The 21,879-nt window shown below is 70.6% G+C and carries 21 protein-coding genes and 1 pseudogene; 14 read left to right on the forward strand and 8 right to left on the reverse strand.

Annotated elements, in window-relative coordinates:
- Positions 1 to 28: 28 nt before the first annotated feature.
- From RM590_RS13785 to RM590_RS13800, 4 genes are all read right to left on the reverse strand, one after another.
- The gene (locus RM590_RS13785; protein ID WP_311704809.1) at positions 29 to 1,498 is read right to left on the reverse strand and encodes an FGGY-family carbohydrate kinase; all 1,470 of its coding nucleotides are present in this window, start codon (positions 1,496 to 1,498) and stop codon (positions 29 to 31) included.
- On the reverse strand, positions 1,491 to 2,987 hold the full coding sequence (locus RM590_RS13790) for an FGGY-family carbohydrate kinase (protein ID WP_311704810.1): 1,497 nt from the start codon (positions 2,985 to 2,987) through the stop codon (positions 1,491 to 1,493). The genes RM590_RS13785 and RM590_RS13790 overlap by 8 nt, the downstream gene beginning before the upstream one ends.
- Before the next feature lie 189 nt (positions 2,988 to 3,176).
- The gene (locus RM590_RS13795) at positions 3,177 to 3,968 is read right to left on the reverse strand and encodes a DeoR/GlpR family DNA-binding transcription regulator (RefSeq protein WP_311704811.1); all 792 of its coding nucleotides are present in this window, start codon (positions 3,966 to 3,968) and stop codon (positions 3,177 to 3,179) included.
- A 165-nt stretch (positions 3,969 to 4,133) separates the two neighbouring features.
- Positions 4,134 to 4,634 carry an SgcJ/EcaC family oxidoreductase gene (locus RM590_RS13800; RefSeq protein WP_311704812.1) on the reverse strand — a complete coding sequence of 167 codons (501 nt, stop codon included), beginning with the start codon at positions 4,632 to 4,634 and terminating at the stop codon, positions 4,134 to 4,136.
- Positions 4,635 to 4,699: 65 nt separating this feature from the next.
- Between RM590_RS13800 and RM590_RS13805 the strand changes: the two genes are divergently transcribed.
- Positions 4,700 to 5,164: a MarR family winged helix-turn-helix transcriptional regulator gene (locus tag RM590_RS13805; protein ID WP_311704813.1), complete on the forward strand. Its 465-nt coding sequence runs from the start codon at positions 4,700 to 4,702 to the stop codon at positions 5,162 to 5,164.
- A gap of 51 nt (positions 5,165 to 5,215) precedes the next feature.
- Here the strand turns inward: RM590_RS13805 and RM590_RS13810 are convergent, their stop codons facing one another.
- Positions 5,216 to 5,536 carry an SGNH/GDSL hydrolase family protein gene (locus RM590_RS13810; RefSeq protein ID WP_311704814.1) on the reverse strand — a complete coding sequence of 107 codons (321 nt, stop codon included), beginning with the start codon at positions 5,534 to 5,536 and terminating at the stop codon, positions 5,216 to 5,218.
- 66 nt (positions 5,537 to 5,602) lie between these two features.
- Entirely contained in the window at positions 5,603 to 5,797 is a 195-nt protein-coding gene (locus tag RM590_RS13815; protein WP_311704815.1) for a hypothetical protein, read from the reverse strand.
- 456 nt (positions 5,798 to 6,253) lie between these two features.
- On the opposite strand from RM590_RS13815, the gene RM590_RS13820 reads away from it, so the two are divergent.
- The 12 genes from RM590_RS13820 to RM590_RS13870 all read left to right on the forward strand — a co-directional run bounded on the left by RM590_RS13820 (position 6,254) and on the right by RM590_RS13870 (position 19,576).
- Entirely contained in the window at positions 6,254 to 8,986 is a 2,733-nt protein-coding gene (locus RM590_RS13820; RefSeq protein ID WP_311704816.1) for an exo-rhamnogalacturonan lyase family protein, read from the forward strand.
- Positions 8,987 to 9,318: 332 nt separating this feature from the next.
- A complete protein-coding gene (locus RM590_RS13825) occupies positions 9,319 to 9,972 on the forward strand; it encodes an ABC transporter permease subunit (RefSeq protein ID WP_311704830.1) in 654 nt (217 codons plus the stop codon).
- A 567-nt stretch (positions 9,973 to 10,539) separates the two neighbouring features.
- A complete protein-coding gene (locus RM590_RS13830) occupies positions 10,540 to 10,869 on the forward strand; it encodes an ABC transporter permease family protein (protein WP_311704817.1) in 330 nt (109 codons plus the stop codon).
- Between the two features lie 99 nt (positions 10,870 to 10,968).
- Positions 10,969 to 11,391: a LacI family DNA-binding transcriptional regulator gene (locus RM590_RS13835; protein ID WP_311704818.1), complete on the forward strand. Its 423-nt coding sequence runs from the start codon at positions 10,969 to 10,971 to the stop codon at positions 11,389 to 11,391.
- Complete coding sequence (locus RM590_RS36010; protein WP_394813860.1) at positions 11,273 to 12,052, forward strand: type 1 periplasmic-binding domain-containing protein; 780 nt, start codon at positions 11,273 to 11,275, stop codon at positions 12,050 to 12,052. Before RM590_RS13835 ends, RM590_RS36010 begins: the two co-directional genes overlap by 119 nt.
- 233 nt (positions 12,053 to 12,285) lie before the next feature.
- A complete protein-coding gene (locus tag RM590_RS13840) occupies positions 12,286 to 13,326 on the forward strand; it encodes a porin PorA family protein (RefSeq protein WP_311704819.1) in 1,041 nt (346 codons plus the stop codon).
- Positions 13,327 to 13,604: 278 nt separating this feature from the next.
- A complete protein-coding gene (locus tag RM590_RS13845; RefSeq protein ID WP_311704820.1) occupies positions 13,605 to 15,125 on the forward strand; it encodes a family 43 glycosylhydrolase in 1,521 nt (506 codons plus the stop codon).
- Positions 15,126 to 15,154: 29 nt separating this feature from the next.
- Positions 15,155 to 16,117, forward strand: a complete 963-nt coding sequence (locus tag RM590_RS13850; protein ID WP_311704821.1) for an AbfB domain-containing protein — start codon at positions 15,155 to 15,157, stop codon at positions 16,115 to 16,117.
- The gene (locus RM590_RS13855; RefSeq protein ID WP_311704822.1) at positions 16,114 to 17,139 is read left to right on the forward strand and encodes an arabinan endo-1,5-alpha-L-arabinosidase; all 1,026 of its coding nucleotides are present in this window, start codon (positions 16,114 to 16,116) and stop codon (positions 17,137 to 17,139) included. Before RM590_RS13850 ends, RM590_RS13855 begins: the two co-directional genes overlap by 4 nt.
- Before the next feature lie 378 nt (positions 17,140 to 17,517).
- Positions 17,518 to 18,312: a sensor histidine kinase gene (locus RM590_RS13860; RefSeq protein ID WP_311704823.1), complete on the forward strand. Its 795-nt coding sequence runs from the start codon at positions 17,518 to 17,520 to the stop codon at positions 18,310 to 18,312.
- A gap of 145 nt (positions 18,313 to 18,457) precedes the next feature.
- A complete protein-coding gene (locus RM590_RS13865; RefSeq protein ID WP_311704824.1) occupies positions 18,458 to 18,970 on the forward strand; it encodes a hypothetical protein in 513 nt (170 codons plus the stop codon).
- 117 nt (positions 18,971 to 19,087) lie between these two features.
- Entirely contained in the window at positions 19,088 to 19,576 is a 489-nt protein-coding gene (locus RM590_RS13870; protein WP_449657242.1) for an Rv0361 family membrane protein, read from the forward strand.
- Positions 19,577 to 19,714: 138 nt separating this feature from the next.
- Here RM590_RS13870 and RM590_RS13875 read toward each other — a convergent pair.
- Positions 19,715 to 19,852: pseudogene (locus RM590_RS13875) on the reverse strand (IS5-like element IS4811 family transposase); the annotation flags it as partial.
- Between the two features lie 66 nt (positions 19,853 to 19,918).
- On the reverse strand, positions 19,919 to 20,596 hold the full coding sequence (locus RM590_RS13880) for a transposase (protein ID WP_311704826.1): 678 nt from the start codon (positions 20,594 to 20,596) through the stop codon (positions 19,919 to 19,921).
- Between the two features lie 47 nt (positions 20,597 to 20,643).
- Here RM590_RS13880 and RM590_RS13885 point away from each other — a divergent pair, with 47 nt between their 5' ends.
- Positions 20,644 to 21,756, forward strand: a complete 1,113-nt coding sequence (locus RM590_RS13885) for an IS630 family transposase (RefSeq protein WP_311704827.1) — start codon at positions 20,644 to 20,646, stop codon at positions 21,754 to 21,756.
- Positions 21,757 to 21,879: the final 123 nt, after the last annotated feature.

Genomic DNA, 21,879 nt, shown 5'->3' on the forward strand with positions numbered 1-21,879 from the left:
GGTCGTTCCCTCCCTGAGTCGCCTTGAGTCACCCGGCACGACGTTCCGCGAACCGGGGGTCGAGCCAGCCTCGTTCGACCAGTCCGTCGACGAAGGAGTGGTACGCGGGCGTGAGCGCCGCGGTTCGTGTGAGGTCCGGCTGAAGCGTGCGGCGCAACCGCACCAGGCGCCGGGCGGCGGCCGGGATGTCGCCCGACAGCGCGCCGGCGGCGAGCACGGCCATGCCCAGCGCCGACTCCGGGTTCTCCGGCACCCGCACCGGCACGCCGAGCATGTCGCAGCGCAGTTGGTTCCACCACGGATTGCGGGCCGCGCCGCCGGTGAACGTGACCGGCCCGCCCACGTCGGCGCCCGCCCGCGCGAGCACATCGAAGGACAGCCGCTCGATGTGCGCCACCCCGGTGCACACCGCGGCGAACGCCCTCGGCCGGTCCTCGTGGACGGCCAGTGGACCGTCGCCGAGGAACCCGCGCACCCGCGGGGCGACGAACGGGAAACGCTCACCGCGGCCCACCAGCGGGTAGCACGCCGGCACGTCGCGGACCCGGGCGGCCGCCGCGGTCAGCGCGTCGAGATCGGCGTCGGGGAACAGCGCGCGCACCGCGCCGGCCCCGGTGTTCGACGCGCCGCCGGGCAGCCACAGGTCGCCGTGCGGGGCCCGGTGCGAGTACACCGCGCCGGTCGGATCGTGCGGCAGCGCCGCGCTGACTCCCTTGAGCGTCAAGGTCGTTCCCAGTACCGAGTTCCACTCGCCGACCCCCAGCGCGCCCGCGGCGAGCTGTCCCGCGCAGCCGTCGGTCATGCCGGCGACCACCGGCGTGCCCGGCGGCAGCCCGGTGCGCGCGGCGGCGGCCGGACACACCTCGCCGAGCACGGTGCCCGGCCGCACCACCTCGGGCAGGACCGCGGGATCGACGCGCAGCCGCGCGAGGATCTCCGTCGGCCAGCGCTCCTCGATCAGGTCGTAGCCGGTCTTGAGCGCATGGCTGGAGTCGCTGGCCACGGGGTGTCCCACCAGCGCGGCGGCCACCACGTCCGGCTGGTGCGCGAGCCGCGCGCCGCCGCCGAGCAGGCCCTCGTCACGCCACCACAGCACCTTCGGCAGCGCCCACGTCGGCTGCATCCGGTAGCCGAGCCGCCCCCACAGCGCGGCGCCGGCCTCCTGCGCCACCGCGGCGAGCGTGCCGGCGCGGGCGTCGTCGTACATCACGCCGGGGGTCGTCGGGCGGCCGTCGGGGCCGGTCAGCAGCACGGTGCCCGAGGTCGCGCACACCGCGAGCGCGCCGACCGCGCGGCCCGCGAGAGCGGAGGCGAGTTCGGCGAGCGCGTCGGCGGTCAACTCCCACCACGAGGCGGGATCCTGCTCGTGCCGCGCCCCCTCCCGCCGGCCGCGCAGCGGACGGGACGCCGCGGCCACCGTGCGGCCCGCACCGTCGACGACGAGCGCGCGAACGCTCTGCGTCCCCAGGTCGACCCCGATCCACACCGGCTCAGACATGGGCACGCCACCCCGCCCAGCGCGTGGCGGCCAGTTCCCTGGTGGCCAGGAACTCCGCGTGCTCGCTCTCGTGGAACGCGCGCGCTCCGGCGGCAGGCGCGAACCGCCGCCGCGGCCGGACCAGCGCGGAGGCTGCCGCGGTCAGGTCGGCGTACTCGCCCAGCGCGGTCAGCGCGAACAGCAGCGCGCCCTTCGCCCCGACCTGGGTGTCCTCGGTGCACACCGCGGGCACGCCGGTGACGTCCGCGATGAGCTGGCACCACAGGTCACTTGCCGCGCCGCCGCCGCACAGGCCCAGCTCGACCGGCCGGTGCGGCGCGGCGTCGAGACAGTCCCGGATGACGTGCGCCAGCCCTTCGAGCACCGCGCGGGCGAGGTGCTCGCGCCCGTGGGTGAAGACCATGCCGGTGATCAGCCCGCTGGCCGCCGGGTCGAGGAACGGCGCCCGCTCCCCGGCGGGCGACAGGTACGGCAGCACCCGCAGCCCCTGGGCACCGGGCGGCACCCGCGCGGCCAACTCGGAGAGTTCGTCGTGGTCGCGCAGGCCGAGCAGCTCGACGACCCAGTCCAGCACGCCGGTGCCCGCGAGGGTGGGGAAGGAGCGCATCAGCAGACGCGGCTCGCCGAAGTCGAGTGTCAGCCCGGACGGTTGCCCGGTGGTGTCCGGCCCGTCGATCAGGACCTCGGTGCACAAAGTGGTGCCCAGCACGCAGGTTGCCCGGCCCGCCGCGGCGGTGCCGTTGCCCAGCGCGGTGGAGACGATGTCGTACGGCGCGAGCACCACGGGCGTGCCGGAGGGAACGCCGAGTTCCCCGGCGGCCTCCTCGGCCAGCTCCCCGGTCTGCTGCTCCCGCGTCAGCAGCGGTGGCAGCAGCCGGCGGTGCTCGGCCAGTTCGTACTGCTCGATCAGGTTCTCGGAGTAGGCGCGGGTGCGGATGTCCAGCCATGGGGCGGACGCGTCGGAGACCTCGATGCCGAGCACGCCCGTCAGCCGCAGGAACAGCCAGCCGCCGCAGGTCAGCACGGCGTGCGCGGCGTCGATCGCGTCCGGCTCCCCGGCCGCGAGCGCCCGCAGAATCGCGTTGGGCAGCCCGGCGTTGGTGAGGGATCCGTTGTCGTGGAAGGCGCGCTCGAGCACGCCGTCGCCGCGCCACCGCCGCACGACGTCGGCCGCGCGGCCGTCGTTCCACAGCACCGCGGGCCGCACCGGGCGGTGCGCGCCGTCGACGAGCCAGGCACCGTCGCCCTGCGCGGTCAGCGCCAGGAGCCGCACCGGGCGGGAGACCCGGGACACGGCCTCGGTGACCGCGGCGACGACCGCGTTCCACACCTCGTCCATGTCCTGCTCGGCCCAACGCGGCCGCGGGTGACGGACCTTGGTGGCGCGGTGCGAGACCACCAGCTCCCGCCCGGCGGAGTCGAACACCACCGCCTTGATCATCGTGGTGCCTGCGTCCACGCATATCGCGACCGGTTCGTTCAGCGCCACGTCTCGCACCTCTTCCTTGAGGAGCTCCGATGTGAGGCGTATTACAGGCAGGCCGCCAGGATTTCGCAACTTTTAACATTGATCTTGAACGTACCGACCCGCGGTGACGGCGAAACAGCAGCTCAGTGGCGCCGAGTCCCCGTCATCGCCGGTGGCCGGGTATGTGAATTTCACATGACAAGGCTGGGATTACGCGTCGTCCACCACGTCGACATGGACGCCCCGCGCCCGCAGGTCGCGGACCGTCTGGGGCGCCGTGCCGCCGTCGACGACCACTCGGTCGAGGTCGGCGATGGCGACCAGCCGGTGCGGCGCCCGGCGGTCGAACTTGGTGTGGTCGATCAACGCCACCCTGCGGGCGGCCGACGCGATCAGCGCCCGGCGGGTGATCGCCGTGCTCAGCGACTGGAGGTAGCAGACCCCCGCCGCGACCGCCGTCGTCGACAGGAACAGCACGTCGGGGAACAGATCCGCGGCGGCGTCGGCGGTCGCCTGGCCGAGGAAGGAATCGTAGGCCGCGTCGTAGGTGCCGCCGAGACCCACCAGCTCGATGCCGGGCTGAGCGGCCAACGCCCGGATGATGGGCAGGAAATGGGTGACGACCGTCAGGGGAGCGCGCTTGGGCAGCAGCCGGGCGAGCATCAGCGAGGTCGTGCTGTCGTCCAGCGCGATGACCTGACCGGGCTCCACCTCGCTGGCCAGCACCTCGCGCGCGATGGCCAGCTTCGCCTCGACCTGCGCCTGCATCCGGTGCTCGAGGTCACCGTGGAAGGTGGTGGTCGGCGCACTGGTGGCGCCGCCCCGCACCTTGTGCAGGAACCCACGCCTCTCCAGCTCGTCGAGGTCGCGGTGCACGGTCATGATGCTCACGCCGTAGTGCTCGGCCAGCGCGTCCACGCGGACGAAGCCCGCCTCCGCCACCTGCCGGCGCATCGCCACCCGGCGCAACTCCGGGTTGCGCCGCGCGCCTTCGGCAGCCATGGGATCACTCACCACACCAACCAGCATCGCATGCGTGCCCGGCGCCGCGAACGGCCCAGCCCGACGGCGCCGTTCGGGCCCCGGCGACCGCTGAAACCGGGTCGGCGCGGCCACTTCCCACCGGAGGCGATCGTTGACCGGGGCGGCGGACCCCGGTCCACGCCGTCAGGACAGTGTGACCTCGCGCGCCCGGCCGACGCCGAAACGCTGTGCCAGCCGAGTCATGGTCTGCGACATCTTCGACGGCATCGAGTCCGGTTCCGGGATGGTCACCGGTCGCTGCCGGCCGTTCTGTATCGCCGCTATCCGCCAGCCCTCCGGTGTGCGGACGCAGACGATGATCTGCCGCGACAGCCGTCGCTTCGGCAACTCGCTGCGCCAGGGCATGAGAACCGATCCGTTCCCCACCAGCACGGCCACGGAATCGGTGACGAAGCGCAGCGACTCGATCTCGCCCACCATCGCGGATCCGGCGATCACGCCGCGGAACAGCTTGTCGTGGTTCTCCCGCAACCGGGCGACGCCTGCCGCCCAACTGCCGTCGTAGGACACATAGTCGGCGTCCTCGGTGAACAGCCGCCCGAAGCCGGCGGAGTCCCCCTCCGTCCACGTCCGGCAGTACTCCGCGAACAGCTCGCGGATCTGGTCCTCCTGGGTGTTGTCCATGCCTTCCCTCGCCCCTTCGGTCTCTGGTATATTTCGTTCGGCCGAACTAAATATATGGAGCCAACATGGGACTGTCAAGGGAAGAACTTCTCGCCGAACTCCGGGACGCGGGACGGGTGCACAGCAACGCGGCCGTCATGTATCACGCGGCGATCAGCGCCCGGATGGACCTCAGCGCGGTGGAGGAGAAGACACTCGACCTGCTCCAGCGGTCGGGCGCGCTCAGCGCGGGCGAGCTGGCGGAGCTCACCGGGCTGGCACCGGCCTCCGTGTCCGGACTGATCGACCGGCTCGAGCGCAAGGGGTTCGCCCGCAGAGGGAAGGATCCGCAGGACCGCAGGCGGGTCAACGTGGAGATCGACCCGGGCACCCACGCGCGGTTCGCGCCGCTCTTCGAGCCGTTCGCGGCTCAACTGGCCGAGTTGTACGAGGAGTACACCGACGCGGAGCTGGCCGTGATCCTCGGCTTCCTGCGTCGCTCCGCGGTCATACAGCGGGAGGCCACTCGCGCCCTCAGGGAAGAGAAGTGACCCTCGGACCGAACGGCGACGGATCAGTCCGTCGTCCGCGGCGGGGAGAGGTCAGCGGGCGACGCGGGCGTGGACCAGGTCCTGGGATTCCAGGTCGGCGACGACCGGGCCGGCGAACGTGCGGGCACCGTGGACGGAGGTATGGGCATTGTCGCCGTTGACGTTGGTGAGGGAGAGGTCCCGGGACGCGGTGACCCCCAGTCCTTCGACGAGTTCCCCGGTCAGCGCGGTCAACGTCGTCGTCTTGTCGTTGTGGGCGAGCTGGATGAGGGCCAGGTCGCCGCGGTGGATGTGCGTCTCCAGGGTGTCGAAGAGCTCCGGCCGGTCCAGGAAGGTCTGCGTGCTCTCGCCGCCGTCTGCGTAGTCGGACACCGAGCCCGCCGCGGAAGAACTGGGGCAACTCCTGCCCCCAGCGGGTCTCCCCGCCGAGCCACACCGTCACGTCATAGGTACCCGCCGCGACATCGAGATGGCGAGCGGGGCGGTGCCGGTGCAGTCGGCTGGCAGCCCCTGGTCGGCGGGGGAGTGCGCCTGCGCCAGAGCGGTCAGCAGGCCGGTGAGGGTGGTCAGGGCGGTCAGCAGAACAACGCCGCCGGCGGTTCCGCGAAGAGCGGAGCGGGATCTCGTCGGCATCGGGGCAGGCTCCTCCGGGCTTCTGGGTCCCTCGGAGGGACGCTTGGGTGAGCCTTCGGCGCGCTCAGTGTGCACAATTGTGATTGAATATGTAATAGCTTGGCGCTAATTGAAACGTAGCGGAATGTGACTGCCGGAAACGGTGACCCGATGCCCCCGGCGTCCGCACTGCGATCCGCGACGGCGGACCGGCGAAGTGCCCTGTATGAGTGGGCCACCTCGACGGCTATGGCGCGAAGGTCCGGTCCTTCTCCGGCGTCTGCGACGCCCGCTCCGTCCGGGGCGACGATGCTTCAGCGCTTCTGAGCACTTATGAAGAGTTCCGTCCATTTGTATTGACTGGTGCGCATAGTTGCGCCAAAGTGCAGGCGCATCGGCTTCCGGAAGGAGCCGTCACCTTCCCGCCGCCCTCCGGCAATCGCGTTTCCCAGCTCGGCACGCAAGGAGTTGAACACCGTGGTTCACATCAGTCGACGAAGAGTGCTTGCCTCGGCGGCCGCCGCCGGGGCCACCGCCCTGCTGACCTCGCGCGGCGCGGCGGCGGCCGAGCCGGGGGCGCGCCAGGCGTCGGGCCCCGCCGAGCTCGGCGGCCATGACCCCGTCACCGTGCGGTGGTTGGAGGGCGGCACGCCGGCCGAGCTGGCCGCCGGGACGACCTGGGGCGTTCCCTGGCCCCGCGGCGCCCTCGCCCCCGAGCAGGAGTTCTCCCTCGTGTCGGACGCGGGCGAGGCCATACCCGTCCAGTCCTGGCCCACCGGCTGGTGGCCGGACGGCTCCGTCAAGTGGACCGCCCACGCCGTCAGCGGCGCCGACCCGCGCGCCGAGACCTACCAGCTCGCCCCCGGCGGGGCCGCCCGGCCCGACTCGCCCGTGACCGTGAGCACCAGCGGACGGCGGATCACCGTGGACACCGGCGTGATGACCGTGTCCTTCCGGCGCGGCGGCGAGCAACTGGTGGAGTCGATCCGGCGCGGCGACACGGTCATCGCCGAGGGCGGCCGTCTGATCGCCTCCCGGCAGGACAAGCCGAGCACCGAGCACGCCGAGGTGATCAGGAACCAGTCCTTCGTCAGTTCCATCGACGAGGTGACCGTCGAGCAGGACGGTCCCGTCCGCGCCGTCGTCAAGGTCAAGGGCAAGCACAAGAACGACCGGCGCGCCTGGCTGCCGTTCATCGTGCGGTTCTACCTGTACGCCGGCTCCGACGCGATCCGCATGGTGCACACCTTCATCTACGACGGGGACGCGGAACGGGACTTCGTCAACGGCCTCGGCGTCCGCTTCGACGTGCCGATGCGCGGCGAGCCGCACGACCGCCACGTCCGGTTCGCCGGCCCGGGCGACGGCGTGCTCTCCGAGGCGGTGCGCGGCATCACCGGCCTGCGCCGCGACCCCGGCGCGGCGGTCCGGCAGGCCCAGGTCGCCGGCCAGGCCACGCCGGACCCGGCCACCTGGGACCAGCGCGTCACCACCCGCCTGCAGTACATCCCGACGTTCGGCGACTACAGCCTGCACCAGCTCAACGCGCACGGCTTCGAGATCCACAAGCGGACCGAGCGGGGCCATTCATGGGTCCGGGTGGACGGCGGACGGCGCGCCCGCGGACTCGGGTATGTCGGCTCGCCCAGTGGCGGACTGGCCTTCGGCATGCGGAACTTCTGGCAGTTGCACCCCACGGAGCTGGAGATCACGGGCGCCGCCACGGACACCGCGCAGGCGACGGTGTGGATGTGGTCCCCGCGCGCGGGCGCGATGGACCTGCGCTTCTACCACGACGGCATGGGCCAGGACACCTACCCCGAGCAGTTGGAGGGCCTGGAGATCACCTATGAGGACTACGAGCCCGGCTTCGGCACCCCCTACGGCGTCGCCCGCACCACCGAGCTGACGTTCTGGGCGCTGGAGGCGACCCCGACCGCCGAGCGCTTCACTGCCCTCGCCGACGCCAACGCCACCCCGCCGCTGCTGGCCAGCGGCCCCGAACACAACCACGCGGCAGGGGTGTTCGGCTCATGGGCCCCGGTGGACCGCTCGAATGCCGAGAAGGAGGAGCTGGAGGACAACCTCGCCTTCATGCACCGCTTCTACGTCGAGGAGGTCGACCAGCGCTCCTGGTACGGCTTCTGGGACTACGGCGACGTCATGCACGCTTACGACGGCGACCGGCACACCTGGCGCTACGACATCGGCGGCTACGCCTGGGACAACTCCGAGCTGTCGACCGACCTGTGGCTGTGGTACCACTACCTGCGCACCGGCGACGCCACGGCCTTCCGCTTCGCCGAGGCGATGACCCGCCACACCGGCGAGGTGGACATGTACCACATCGGCGAGTGGAAGGGCCTGGGCACCCGGCACGGCGTGCAGCACTGGGGCGACAGCGCCAAGCAGGTGCGCATCAGCAACGCCGGCTACAAACGGTTCCTCTACTTCCTCACCGCCGACGAACGGGTCGGCGACGTGCTGCACGAACTGATCGACGCCGACCGGGCGTTCCTCGTCCTCGATCCCGGGCGCAAGCTGGCCGAGGAGCCGTTCGAGCCCGACCCCGAGGCGCTTCCCCTCGGCAAGTCCACCGACTGGGGCGCGCTGGCGCTGGCCTGGCTGACGGAGTGGGAGCGGGGCGGCGACGAGATCGCCCACACCAAGCTGATCAACGGCGTCACCACCATCGCCGCCCTGCCCAACTCCTGGGCGCAGGGCGGGAACGTCACCTACAACCTCAACACCGGCCGGTTCACCGGCCCCAGCGAGCCCAGCATCAGCATCGGCAGCCTCAGCTCCGTCTTCGGACTCATCGAGCTGATGACGGAACTCCTCCAGTTGATCGACGACGAGCAGGTCACCGACCAGTGGGTGAACTTCTGCCGCCTGTACAACGCCTCCAAGGAGGAACAGCGCGAGGCCACCGGCTCGGACTGGGGCAACCTCAACCTCCGCCAGGCCTACTCCCGGGCCACCGCCTACGCGGCCGTGCGGCTGGAGGACGACGCCCTCGCCGCACGCGCCTGGCGGGAGCTACGCACCGGCCATGCCGGCTACCCGGAGGACCACCCGTTCACCTCCGAGCGCATCGAGGGCCCGGCCGTTCTCAACCCAGTCAACGAGGCCGCCCTGTCCACCAACGCGAGCGCGCAGTACGGCCTGGCCGTCATCCAGTGCCTCGCGCTCGTCGGCGATCACATCTGACCCGCCCCTCACCCTCATCTCCCGATGCCGCGGCGGCCGGCGGCGCAGTCGAACCGCCCGCCGCCGCGGTTCCCACCTCCATCCCCGCAGGGAGTCGTATCTCCATGAGCTCTCTTGAAGCGATTCATCCATCGTCGCGTGGAAGGCGCGTCCCCGGGCAGGGGTGGCGCCAGGCGTGAGAAACGGCCGGTGCCGCGTCCGGGCGGCGCTCCGGGGCTCCTGCGGCGGTTGGCGCGTGACAGGCTCCTGATACTGCTCGGCCTGCCCGGCGCCCTGGCCCTGCTCGGCTGCCACTACCTGCCCCTGCTCAGCAGCGTGATCGCCTTTCAGGACTGCCAGCCCCACCTGGGGATCGGCGACTCGGAGCGGGTGGGCCTGAGCAACTTCTCCTTCCTCACCGACGGCAACCCCGAGTTCCGCAACGTCCTGATCAACGCCCTCCAGCTCACCGTCATCCAGACGGTGCTCGTCTTCCCTGTCCCGCTGCTGCTGCCGCTGTTCCTCAACAGCCTGGCCGGCGAGCGGCTCAAGCGCCTGCTCCAGTCACTCCTGTATCTGCCGCACTTCCTCTCCTGGTGATCGCCGTCGCGATCTTCCAGCAGATGCTGGGCAATGCCGGCATGCTCAACACCTTCCTCGCCCGGAACGACCTGCCGACGGTCGAGATCATCGGCACCCCCGAGCTGTTCATGTCGCTGATCACCGCGCAGTCGATCTGGAAGGACGCCGGCTGGGGAACCATCATCTTCCTCGCCGCCCTGGCCCGGGTCGACGAGGAACAGTACGAGGCGGCCGCGATCGACGGGGCCAACGCCCGGCAGCGGCTCATCCACGTCACGCTGCCCGCGCTGCGCGGCCTGTTCATCCTGCTGCTCATCCTGCGCCGGGGACACAGCCTCTCGGTCGGGTTCGAGCAGATCATCCTCCAGCAGGGGCCGGTCGGCCTGGAGGCCAGCGAAGTGCTGGATACCTGGCTCTACAACTAGGGCCTGTATCGAGTTCGCGGTCGGATCAGCCCGCGGCGTCAGACGCGGTGCTCCCCCAGGCCCTTGGGGGCCTGGGAGGTACCCCCAGCAAGGCACCGGATCGCAGCTCATACCCGGCCGTATTCGCGCGATTCGGCTGGGGGCACCTCCCAGACGGAGTCTGGGGGAGCGGCGAGGTGCCGTGACTGGCGTCGCGGGCCCGGGCGGGAACTCGATACAGGCCCTAAGGGATCATCGGCGGCGGCTGGGGTGTCTCCGCGGCGGCGGGCCTGGTCAAGGGCCTGGTCGGGGTGGCGCTGGTGATCGGCGCCAACAAGCTGGCCCACGCCTTCGGCGAGCGGCGGAGTGTACCAGAAATGACCACATTGGAGCAGGTCACCATCCGCCGAAGCCGCCGCGACCGCAAGCGTCCGGTGTGGATGGAAAGCCCAGCCCCGTCGCCCAAGTCGTCAAGTCCTGAAGTCCCTCACCCTGTTCATCGCGGCGGCCCTGGTCGTCATCCCGTTCTGGTCGATCATCGTCACCTTCCTGGCCGACCAGGAGGCGATCAACGACGCCGGCGGCGGCATGCTGAGGTGGCCCGACGGCATCACGCTGAACGCGTACGAAGCCCTCCTGTCCGGCGGCGTCGTCACCCGCGCCCTGCTGATCTCCATCGGCGTCACCGTGGTCGGCACACTGGTCTCGCTGGCCGCCACCGCCGGCCTGGCCCACTGGCTCGCCCGCCCCGGCGCCACCGGCAGCCGGCCCGTGCTGATGCTGCTGCTCGGCGCGGTCCTGTTCTCGCCCGGCATCATCCCCACCTATCTGGTGGTCGAGGAATTCGGGCTGCTGGACAGCTACGCGTCGCTCACCGACTACGAGGAGCAGTTGCAACAGACCGGCGGCACGCGCTGAGCGAGCGAACGTGCGGGGGCCGGGCGGGGGGTGACGCGGAGTGACCAACGCCCTGCCGCCGTCGCGGATGCCGACGAGAACGAGGACCGGCGGGATGCCATGACCGTTTCCACCACCTCCCGTTCCGCGCCCCGCGTCAAGGACGTCGCCCGGCACGCGGGTGTCTCCCAGGGCACGGTCAGCAATGTGCTGAACCGCCCGTGGCTGGTGTCCCCGGCCACCCGGGACCGGGTCCGGGAGAGCATCGACGAGCTGGGCTTCGTCCGGCACGAGGTGGCCCGCCAATCGCGCGCCGGGCAGAGCCGGACCGTCGGCCTCGTCGTGCTCGACGTGGCGAGCCCGTTCTTCATCGATGTCGCGCACGGCGCCGAGAACGTGGCCTGGGAGCACCACCATGGTGATGCTGTGCAACAGCCGGAGCGACCCGGTCCGCGAGGAGCGCCACCTCGTTCAGCTCGAACAGCAGCGCGTCATGGGCATCCTCATCACCCCGGTGAACGGCGACAACCCCCGGCTCCGTGAGCTCCCGGCCCGCGGCACGCCCGTCGCGCTGGTGGATCGCGCGTCGAGGGAGGGCCACTGCTCGGTCACGGTGGACGACCGGCTGGGCGGGTGGCTCGCCGGACAGCACCTCATCGGGCGCGGCCACCGCCGGATCGCGTTCCTGGGCGGTCCCCTGACGACCCCGCAGCTCGGCGACCGGCACGCGGGCATCGCGGCCGCCGTCGCGGAGACCACGGGCGTCACTCTGGAGACCCTGGAGTCGGCCGGGTCGCACGCCCACGCCGGGCGCGCCCTGGGCGAGGTGATCGTGGCCCGGCCCCGCCGGTGCCGGGCACCGCCACCGGCGGCACTCCTTCCGGCCCCACCTGGTGGCACGGGCCTCCAGCCACCCTCCGGCGCCGTGAATGAATCGTTTACACAGAAGGCGGTGTGTCCCCTGCGGAGCACCCGGAACACGCGGACGATCGGCCAGACCCCGTCGCCATCGAACTCGTCGGCGAGCCCGAGTTCCGCCGGACCCTGCTCGACTTCGCGCGCCACGCCTCGGCCCCGCAGCCGAGAAGATCGAACGCTACGGCCGCGACTTCGATCCCCTGCTCTTCCCCACCATCTACGCCAAGGTCACCGCCTGGGCCCACTACCTCGACGACCCGCAAGGCCGCCCGAGGAAGCCCCCTGAGGCGCGGGCGACAAGCGGCCGGCCCCGGGTGCCGTCTCCTGCCCGGGGCCGGTCAGTACTCGTCCGATCCGGTCGAGGCCGCGGGACAACCAGTCGTACAACGGCTGAAAAAGGTCCCGCGAGCGGCCAACACCGCTTCGTTACCAGGGAGTTATTGACGGGCCGATCAGCGGACCTTACGTTGAGTCACTCGTCGTACAGCGCCGTCCGGCCCGCTCTCTGGAGAGACCTCAATGCAAAAAAGTACCTGGATTCTGTCGGGCACGGCTGCCGTGCTGCTGGCCGCGTCCGCCGTGACCCGGTTCGCGGTCTACCCGGCCGTCCACCAACTGCCGGGCGACACGGACTCGACCTTTGTCTACGACGGCACCATGTCCACGCTGAACGCCGAGGCGCTGGCCGCCGGCGACATGGCCAACCTTTTCCTCCAGGACGTGCCGATCACCCTGGAGCGCCGGGTCCAGGTCGTCGAGACCGACGGCAGCACCGCGGTCGTCAGCGACGACGTCGTGGTCACGGGCCCGGAGGACACCGAGATGTCGGCCACCAGCCACCGTTGGTCGATCGACCGCGTCGACTTGGACGACCGTCCCGCGCCCGACGGCGTGGAGGCCGAGGAGCACCAGGGCCTGGTGATCTCCTGGCCGCTGGAGCCCGAGGAGCGCGACTACACCTTCTGGGACCCGACGACGGCCACCGAGGTGCCCGCGGTCTACGAGCGGACCGAGGAGCTGGAGGGCCGCGACGTGTACGTGTTCCAGATGGAGGCCGCCGGGCCGGTGGGCGACCCGGCCATCGCTGGCGGCCTGCCCGAGGCACTGCCGCAGTCCGTGCTCGCCGCGGCGGCGGAGACCCTGCCCGAGGACCAGCGGCCGGACCTGGCGCTGCTGGGGCAGTTGCCCGACCCGGTGCCGCTGACCTACACGGCCGACGTGACGCGCGTCGCGTGGATCGACTCCGAGACCGGTGCCGTCCTCGACGGCGCCCTGGAACAGACGATCGTGGCGCAGACCGAGACCCCGAACGGCCCCGTGACGCTCGCTCCGGTCAGCAGCATGTCGGTGCAGGGCACCGAGGACGGCATCGCCGAGCGCGCCGACGACGCCGCCTCGGCGGCCAATCTGCTGTGGCTGGTGCGCATGGTGATTCCGCTGGGCCTGGTCGTGGTCGCGCTGCTGCTGGCCGCGTTCGCCGTCTGGCGCGAGCTGAAGTCGCGCGGCGGCAGCGGCCGCGCGGCGGGGGACGACGAAGGGGCCGAGCCGGCCACCGCGTAGCCGGATCCACCGCCTGGCGGCCCACCGTCCGCGGTCCCCTGGACCGCGGACGGTGGGCCGCCCCTTTTTCGGCCGGCCACCTGCCCCACCGGGCGCGCGGGGGGTTGACGGCGACGGAGGCCCCCTCTACGTTCCGGTCAGAACTCCGAACGCCGTTCACAATGCCGAACAGCGCACCCGTTCTCATGACGGTGTCGAGCCACTGGGCGGCAGCGTCGGGAGCGCTCCCGAAACGCGTCGCCCCCACGCCCGCGACCGAGACGTCACCAGGAGCCGCTATGACTTCCCCTGCCAGAACGGCCCGTCCACCGGCGCGCCTGCGACGCCAGCGCCTCGGCCTGCTGCTGGCCGTGCTCGCCCTGCTCGTCGGCGGCGGCACCACCATCACGCCGCAGCAGGCGGCGGCCGTGCCGGCCATCGACACGAACGCGTCGTACGTCCTGGTCAACCGGAACAGCGGCAAGGCGCTCGACGTGTACAACCTCGCGACCGCCGACGGCGCCGAGATCGTGCAGTGGGCCCGCAACGACGGCGCCTGGCAGCAGTGGCAGTTCATCGACGCGGGCGGCGGCTACTACCGGCTGCGGTCCCGGCACAGCGGCAAGGTGCTGGACGTGGCCGGCTCCTCGACCGCCGACGGCGCGGGCATCGTGCAGTGGACCGACCAGAACCGCGCCAGCCAGCAGTTCCGGCTGGTCGACTCGCCGGACGGCTATGTGCGCCTGATCAACCGCAACAGCGGCAAGGCCCTGGACGTGCTGAACTTCTCGACGGCCGACGGCGCTCGCGTCATCCAGTGGCCCGACCTCAACGGTGCCAACCAGCAATGGCAGTTGGTCAAGCTGGGCGCCAGCACGCCGGGGACGTTCACCAACCCCATCAAGCGCAACGGCCCGGACCCCTGGCTCCAGTACCACGACGGTTACTACTACCTGGCCACGACCACGTGGAACTCGACCATCACCATGCGCCGTTCGACCACCCTGGGCGGCCTCGCGACCGCGCCGGACACGACGGTGTTCAACCTGGCCGGCCGGCCGAACGGCTGCTGCAACATGTGGGCCCCGGAGTTCCACCTCATCGACGGCCCCAACGGCCCACGCTGGTACCTGTATTACGTGGCCGGGCAGAACGTCGCGGACTACAACCCCACCCAGCGCCTGCACGTGCTGGAGAGCGAGGGTACGGACCCGATGGGCCCGTACCACTTCAAGGCCGACCTGGGGAACACCTGGGAGCTCGACCCGAGCATCCTGCGCGTGAACGGCAAGCTGTACCTGCTGGGCAGCGCCATCGACGGCACGCAGAGCCTGACCATCACCCCGCTGAGCGACCCGTGGACCCCCAGCGGCGCCCGGCGCACCATCAGCTCGCCCACGCTGTCCTGGGAGCGGCAGACCGGGGCAGTCAACGAGGGCGCCGAGCCGCTTTACCACAACGGCAGGACCATGATCGTCTATTCGGCCAGTGCCTGCTGGGGACCGGACTACAAGCTCGGCCTGCTCACGTTCACCGGCACCGACCCGCTCAACCGGTCGCACTGGACCAAGTCGCCGAACCCGGTCTTCCAGCGCAACGACGCCAACGGCGTCTACGCCCCCGGCCACAACGGGTTCTTCACATCCCCCGACGGCACCGAGGACTGGATCGTGTACCACGCGAACGACTCGGCCTCCGGCGGCTGCGACATGAACCGCTCCACCCGAGCGCAGCGGTTCACCTGGAACGCCGACGGCACCCCGAACTTCGGCACCCCGGTCCGGACCGGCGTCGAGCTCCCCGCCCCGTCCGGCGAGTGACCGCCGCCCTCTCCGAAAGGCACTCCACCATGCTTCGCCGTCGCAGCGGGCTGTCCTCGGCGCTGTCCGTCGGCCTGGCGGGACCGACCGCGCCCGCCCTGGCCGGCACCCGGACCGCCGGTCCGACGGCCGGGCCCCCCGCCGTGGCGCGGACGTACGCCGCCTACGTGATGGGCTACTTCACCGAGTCGCCGGCGCGGCTCGCCGACACCTACGCCCTGCACCTGGCGGTCAGCACGGACGGGCCGAACTGGACGCCGCTGAACCGGAACAACCCCGTCGCCACCCCGACCGCCGGGACCGGCGGCCTGCGGGACCCGTTCATCCTGCGCAAGCAGAACGGCACCTTCGCCATCCTCGCCACCGACCTGCGCGGCACCGACTTCACCCAGCAGAATCAGTACATCCACGCCTGGGACTCCGCCGACCTCCGCGGCTTCACCGGCTACCGGCGGCTGCGGACGCACACGATGCCCACGCACACCTGGGCCCCGGAGGCGTTCTGGGACGCCGCCCGCGGCCAGTACGGCATCATCCACTCCGCCGGGGTCGTCAGCGGCGGCATCGAGGCGCCGATCGTGGTGAAGGCCAACGACCGCGACGAGTGGTTCCTGTGGGGCGACTCGTACTCCCCGGTCAACGGCGAACTCCACGCCTGGCGCAGCGGAGACAACGGCGCCGACCAGTGGTCCCCGCTGACCAAGGCGCAGTACACCCAGCCGCTCAACGCCAATCACCCGACCATCGCGCCCCTCACAGCCGCCGAGCACGCGGCACTCCTGTCCCACTGGGGTGCCCCGGCCTGGCACCGGCTGAAGTCCTACAACTTCCCCGACCGCTACCTCCGGCACGCCGACTACCGGCTCCGCGTCGACCCCCTCTCCAGCGGCTCCCCGGCGACCGACCGGCAGGACGCCACCTTCCACGTCGGTCACCAGGTGCCGCCGCGCCCCACCCCCAATCCCCCACCAGCAAAGGAGAGACCACAGTGACCGGACAACCCGAGCGCCGCCCGGCCCGGCCCACTCGGCGCCGCCTGCTCGGCGCCCTGCTGACCGCGACCGCGCTGGCGGTGACATCGCTCGTCGGCACGGCCGGGGCGCCCCCGGCCGCCGCCGACGTCCAGGCCGCGGCCTACCCCAACCCCGGCCTGGTCACCGGCGACATCGGGGTGCACGACCCGACGTTCGTCAAGAAGCCCGACGGCACCTACCTGGTCGCGCACACCGGCGACAACATCGCCCTGAAGACCTCCACCGACCGCACCGCGTTCCGCAACGCGGGCAGCGCCTTCCCGAACGGCGCGCCGTGGACCACCACATACACCGGCGGCAGCCGCAACCTGTGGGCGCCTGACATCTCCTACCAGAACGGCCAGTACTATATGTACTACTCGGCCTCCACCTTCGGCTCCAACCGGTCCGCGATCTTCCTGGCGACCAGCCCCACCGGCGCGTCGGGCACGTGGACCAACCAGGGCCTGGTGATCGAGTCACGGCAGTCGGACAACTTCAACGCCATCGATCCCCAGCTCGTGGTGGACGACCAGGGCCGCTGGTGGATGTCGTTCGGCTCGTTCTGGTCGGGCATCAAGATGGTGCAGCTCAACCCGTCCACCGGCAAGCGGGCCGACACCACCATCCGCTCCATCGCTGGCCGCAACGGCGGCGCCATCGAGGCCCCGACCATCTTCAAGCACGGGTCGTACTACTACCTCTTCGTGTCGTTCGACCTGTGCTGCCGGGGCGCGGACAGCACCTACCGGGTCATGGTCGGCCGGTCCACCAGCGTCACCGGCCCCTACTACGACCGGAACGGTGTGGCCATGACCTCCGGTGGCGGGACCGAGGTCCTGGCCGGCCACGGCAGCATCCACGGCCCGGGCCACCAGGACGTCTTCGCCGACTCCGACCACGACATCCTCGCCTACCACTACTACAACGACAACGGCACGGCCCTGCTGGGCATCAACTGGCTGGGCTGGGACTCGGCCGGCTGGCCCTACGTGCACTGACGCAGGACCACGGTCGCCGGCCGGCCCGCACGGAGGGCCGGCCGGCGACCGGGCCGAGGGGATCCCGACACCGGCGGGAACCGCACACCGGGGCCCCCGTAGGCTCGCCCGTGTGTCAGGGACCGGCGGAAACAGGCGAGTGGCCCGCGAGCGGGTGGTGGGCGCCGCGGTCGGTGGCGGCGCGGTGGGGACGGCTATCGTGGTGGACGGGCCGGGCCTGCCCGGCGTCGCGTCCGCGGTCGTCGCCGTGGCCGGGGTGTGGAAGCTCGTCGAGGTCGTCGCGCTGCTGGCCGTCCTGGTCCCGGTGGTCCGCCGGTCGCCGCGGCGGCCCGGCGCGATGGGCGGCGGACTGGCCGCCGCGCGGTCGCCCTGTGGACGGTGGCGCTGGTCGAGACCGGCTTCTGGCTCGAACGGGCCGGGGCCGCGGCCCTGTGGTCGCTGCCCGCGCTGCTGGCCGTCGTCGCCGGCGGGTATCCCCGCTGGGCCGCCCGCCGGGCACGGCTGGCCGTGACCCGCGCGCGTCGGCTCCAGCAGCTCGAACTCGCCCGTGAGCTGCACGACTTCGTCGCGCACGACGTCAGCGCGATCGTCGTGCAGGCACAGGCCGCGCGGTTCGTCGCGGAGCGCGATCCCGCGAAGGCCGTCGTCGCGCTGGAACGCATCGAGCGGGCGGGGCTCAGCGCGCTGGCGTCGATGGACCGCACGGTGCGGACCCTGCATGACGCGGACGGCGGCCCCGCGGCGACGTCCGCGCTCCGCGGCATCGCCCAACTCCCGCGACTCGTCGAACGGTTCGCGGGCGAGGGGCGTTCCGGGTGCCAGTACGAGGCCGAGCCCGGCGCGGCCGAGGCGCTGTCCCGGGCGGCGGGAGCGGCGGCATACCGGCTCGTCGTCGAGGCGTTGACGAACGTCCGGCGGCACGCCCCGGGAGCCGCCCATGTCGAGGTGGCGATCCGGCGGTCCGGCACGGCTGCCGTGGAGGTGTCCGTGACCAACACCGCCCCGCCGGGCCCCGGAACGGGCCCCTCGTCGCCGCTGCGACGGCGCGGCGAACCGGGCGGCACCGGCCTGGCCGGTCTGCGCGAGCACGTCACGGCCAGCGGCGGGACGCTGACCGCCGCTCCCGTGGACGGCGGCTGGCGCGTCGCGGCCGTGTTCGCGACGGCATCATGACCGCATGAGTGCCTGTTTGCGAACCCTCTATCCGGCATGCTGACTCGATCCTCACAGTCAGGTGAGGTTCCCTCCTGCCCCCGGTGTGCGGCGGGGTGGATCTTGCTCGGGACCCCTCCCGACCTGGCGGTGGTATTAGATGGGTATGAATGAGAAGCTGCGCGCGCTTGGGGCCGCAGTCGCCGTGGCGTTAATGGCCGCGGGCTGTTCCAGTGGCGATGACACCGCCGACGCTCAGGCCGAGCCCACCCCGCTACCCACGCCCTCGGCATCCACGCCCTCGCCTACAGCTACTCCCGAGCCAGCGGACATCGAACTGGAAGGCGACTGGAGGGCGATGGATTCGGGCAGCCTGTTCACCCTCAGAATTGACCAGGGTGGAGACATCGTCACTATGGGCGGCCCTGACGTCTCGATCGCTTTCTGTTACGGAACGATCAGCGACGAGGCCGATCCCTCCGTTGCGCTCGAGTGCTATCCCAGTGAGAGCCAGACAGGGGAGTCTTCCGCGCCACAGCCCTTCGAAGGCGTCGCTGACCTCTTCCAGGGGGACGGATTCCTGTACCTGCCGAGTTGCGGCGAAAGCTCGATGTACATCGACTGGAGTGACGGCACTGGCAGCGAGTTTTGCAAGTTGGAGGATGGCGGTTCCGGTTAGCATGGACGGAAGAGGTGCTGGTTAGGCGGCTTGCGTGAGCTGGGTCGGCATCATGGTCAGCTTCGTTTGTATTTCCGATCCGGCCCGGTGGGTGGACGGCCCTGGGAGGGTAGAAGCATGAGCGATTCAGATGAACCCAAGGACTCGCAAACCGGTTCAGACTCGGCTGATCAGTCGCGTTTACCTCAATCCGGGTCCATATGGTTACGGAAGAGAGTCGTCTGGCTCATAGGTGCCGTGGCGCTGATATCTGTTGCAGGGGCGGCCGTTGTGATTTTCCTGGGAGAGGAGGGGAACAGCCCGGAAACAGCGGCTCAGCGGTTGGTCGACACCATGAACGACCCGGATGCGTCCAACGCGGACATCTTTGCCAACGCGTGCGAGGAGGAGAGGCGCCGATACAGCGAGCCGGACGGATCGCTGCGCGAGGCCACCGGTCCGCGGATGGTGGGCGCGGTTGAACTCGTGCTTGACGGGGTCGAGCAGATCAGCGATACGAGGGCGATCGCCACCATGCATGTTGCGGCATATCCGGACAACCAGCTGCGGTTCTTCGTGGTCAAAGAGGACGGCGAGTGGAAGGACTGCGGATCGGCCGACGAGTAGGTACCTGATTCCCGGACTGCTTCGATGGGAGGGCTGTCCATGGCGCCCGGGCGCAACGACCCTTGACCAGGACTGGCGGGGTGCGGGCGCTCAGGCGGCTTGGGTCAGCTGGAGCGGTGGGGTGGTGGTCGGCCAGGCGGGGCGTCTACGGGTGAGGCGGCGGGTCATCAGGGTGATGGCCGCCCACGTGATCAGGGCCTCGCTGTGCTGGACGAGACGCTCGTAGTCGCGGGCATGCCGGCGGGCGTGCATTATCCAGGCCAGGCTCCTCTCCACCTGCGTTCCGCGTAATTCAGCGGCCTGGAGGGGTGAATCTGGGGTCTGACCTGCAATGCCGGTGACTTAGCGCGTTTGCGCAGGTGGCGGTGGGTGCTTGGTGATGGTGAGCGTGTATCGGACGTTGGCCTCGGTGTAGCGGGTGCCGCGTTTTTTGACTTCGAAGGTGTTCTTGATCGGTTTCTTGGCCCGGTCGCAGCGGCGGTTCCTGCGGCTGGGCAGGAGGGCTGCCAGCAGCTCTGCTGTCACTTCGTGGCGGCAGGCTTCGAGTGTGGCCTCGTCGCGCCCGGCTTGGCGGACGACGGTGAGCCGGGTGATGTGGACGCTGACGGAGAAGGACAGCCGGTCCGCGTCGATGCCCGCGTCCTGGGCGGTGCGTGCTTCCAGCGCGCAGATCGCCTGGTAGACCGTGAGCAGGGCGTAGATCTCCTGCCAGACGAGGTCGGGGGTCTGGGAGCGCAGGACGAATCCGGCTCCGCGCAGGCGGTTCTTGAGTTCGGCGTAGCCGTTCTCGATCTCCCATCGCTCGTGGTAGATCTGCGCCAGTTGGCGTGCGGGCGCCTGATGGTGGTCGAGCAGGCTGGTGACCAGGCGGAATGACTCGATGCGTGGGCCGGTCCGTGCCGAGCGGACGGTGACGGTGTAGTCGATGATCCTCACCAGGTGGCCGTCGGGCTGCCCGGGGAGCGTGCGGCCTTCCGCGCGGGCGTGACCGTGGCGGAGGTTTTCCTGCGGCGTGCGCATGATCGACAGGTAGTGTCCTGCGCCGGTAATCCGTCGTTAGATCCTGTATGAGTGCTTCTGGTGTGCGTCGTCGGGGTCCGAGGCTGGAGCCGTTGCTGCTGGACAGCGACGAGCGGGCGGTGCTGGAACGGTGGACTCGCCGTGCGAAGTCGTCGCAGGCGTTGGCATTGCGGGCGCGGATTGTGCTGGCGTGTGCGGGTGAGGAGGTGCCACCGATCGTCGCGGTCGCCAGGGATCTGCGGGTGACCGCGGACACGGTCCGCAAGTGGCGGCGGCGGTTCCTCGCCGACCGGCTGGACGGGCTCGTCGACGAGCCCAGGCCGGGTCGGCCTGCCACCATCGGCGTCGATCAGGTGGAAGCGGTCGTGGTCGCCACCCTGGAGGAGATCCCGAAGAACGCCACGCACTGGTCACGCGCCTCGATGGCGGACCGCAGCGGCCTGTCGAAGTCCACCATCGGCCGGATCTGGAAGAAGTTCCAGCTCAAGCCGCACCTGACCGACACGTTCAAACTGTCGACGGACCCGTTGTTCGCGGAGAAGGTCTACGACGTCGTCGGCCTGTACTTCAACCCGCCCGACGGCGCGGTGGTGCTCTCGGTCGACGAGAAGTCCCAGATCCAGGCCCTGGACCGGTCCCAGCCGGTCCTGCCGATAATGCCGGGCATGCCCGAGCGCCGCACCCACGACTACGTGCGCAACGGCCTGACCACCCTGTTCGCCGCCTTCGATGTCGCCACCGGCGAGGTCATCAGTGCTCTGCACCGCAGGCATCGGGCAGCGGAGTTCAAGAAGTTCCTGATCAGGATCGACAAGGAGGTTCCCGCTCACCTCCAGATCCATCTGATCTGCGACAACTACGGAACCCACAAGACTCCCGCGATCAAGGCATGGCTGGCCAGGCACCCGAGGTTCCACCTGCACTTCACCCCGACCGGCTCCTCCTGGATCAACCAGGTGGAGCGCTGGTTCGGCTTCCTGTCCGACCAGATGCTCCGCCGCGGCGCACACAAGAACGTCCAGGCCCTCGAAGCCGACATCCGCGCCTGGGTCAAGAACTGGAACAAAGATCCCAAACCGTTCATCTGGACCAAGACCGCCGAGGAGATCCTCGACTCCCTCGCCCACTTCTGCCGACGGATTACCGGCGCAGGACACTAGGCGCTGGTGTTCGTGCTGGTCAGCGGGGTGTGGGTTCGAGCGCGATGATCTGCTTCGGGGTGGGGACGTCGAGCTTGGCCAGCAGGTCCTTCTGGGGCTTGGTGAGGGCGGTGACCTGCCGGA

This window comes from Streptomyces litchfieldiae, assembly GCF_031845365.1.
In the GTDB taxonomy this organism is placed as follows: domain Bacteria; phylum Actinomycetota; class Actinomycetes; order Streptomycetales; family Streptomycetaceae; genus Streptomyces; species Streptomyces litchfieldiae.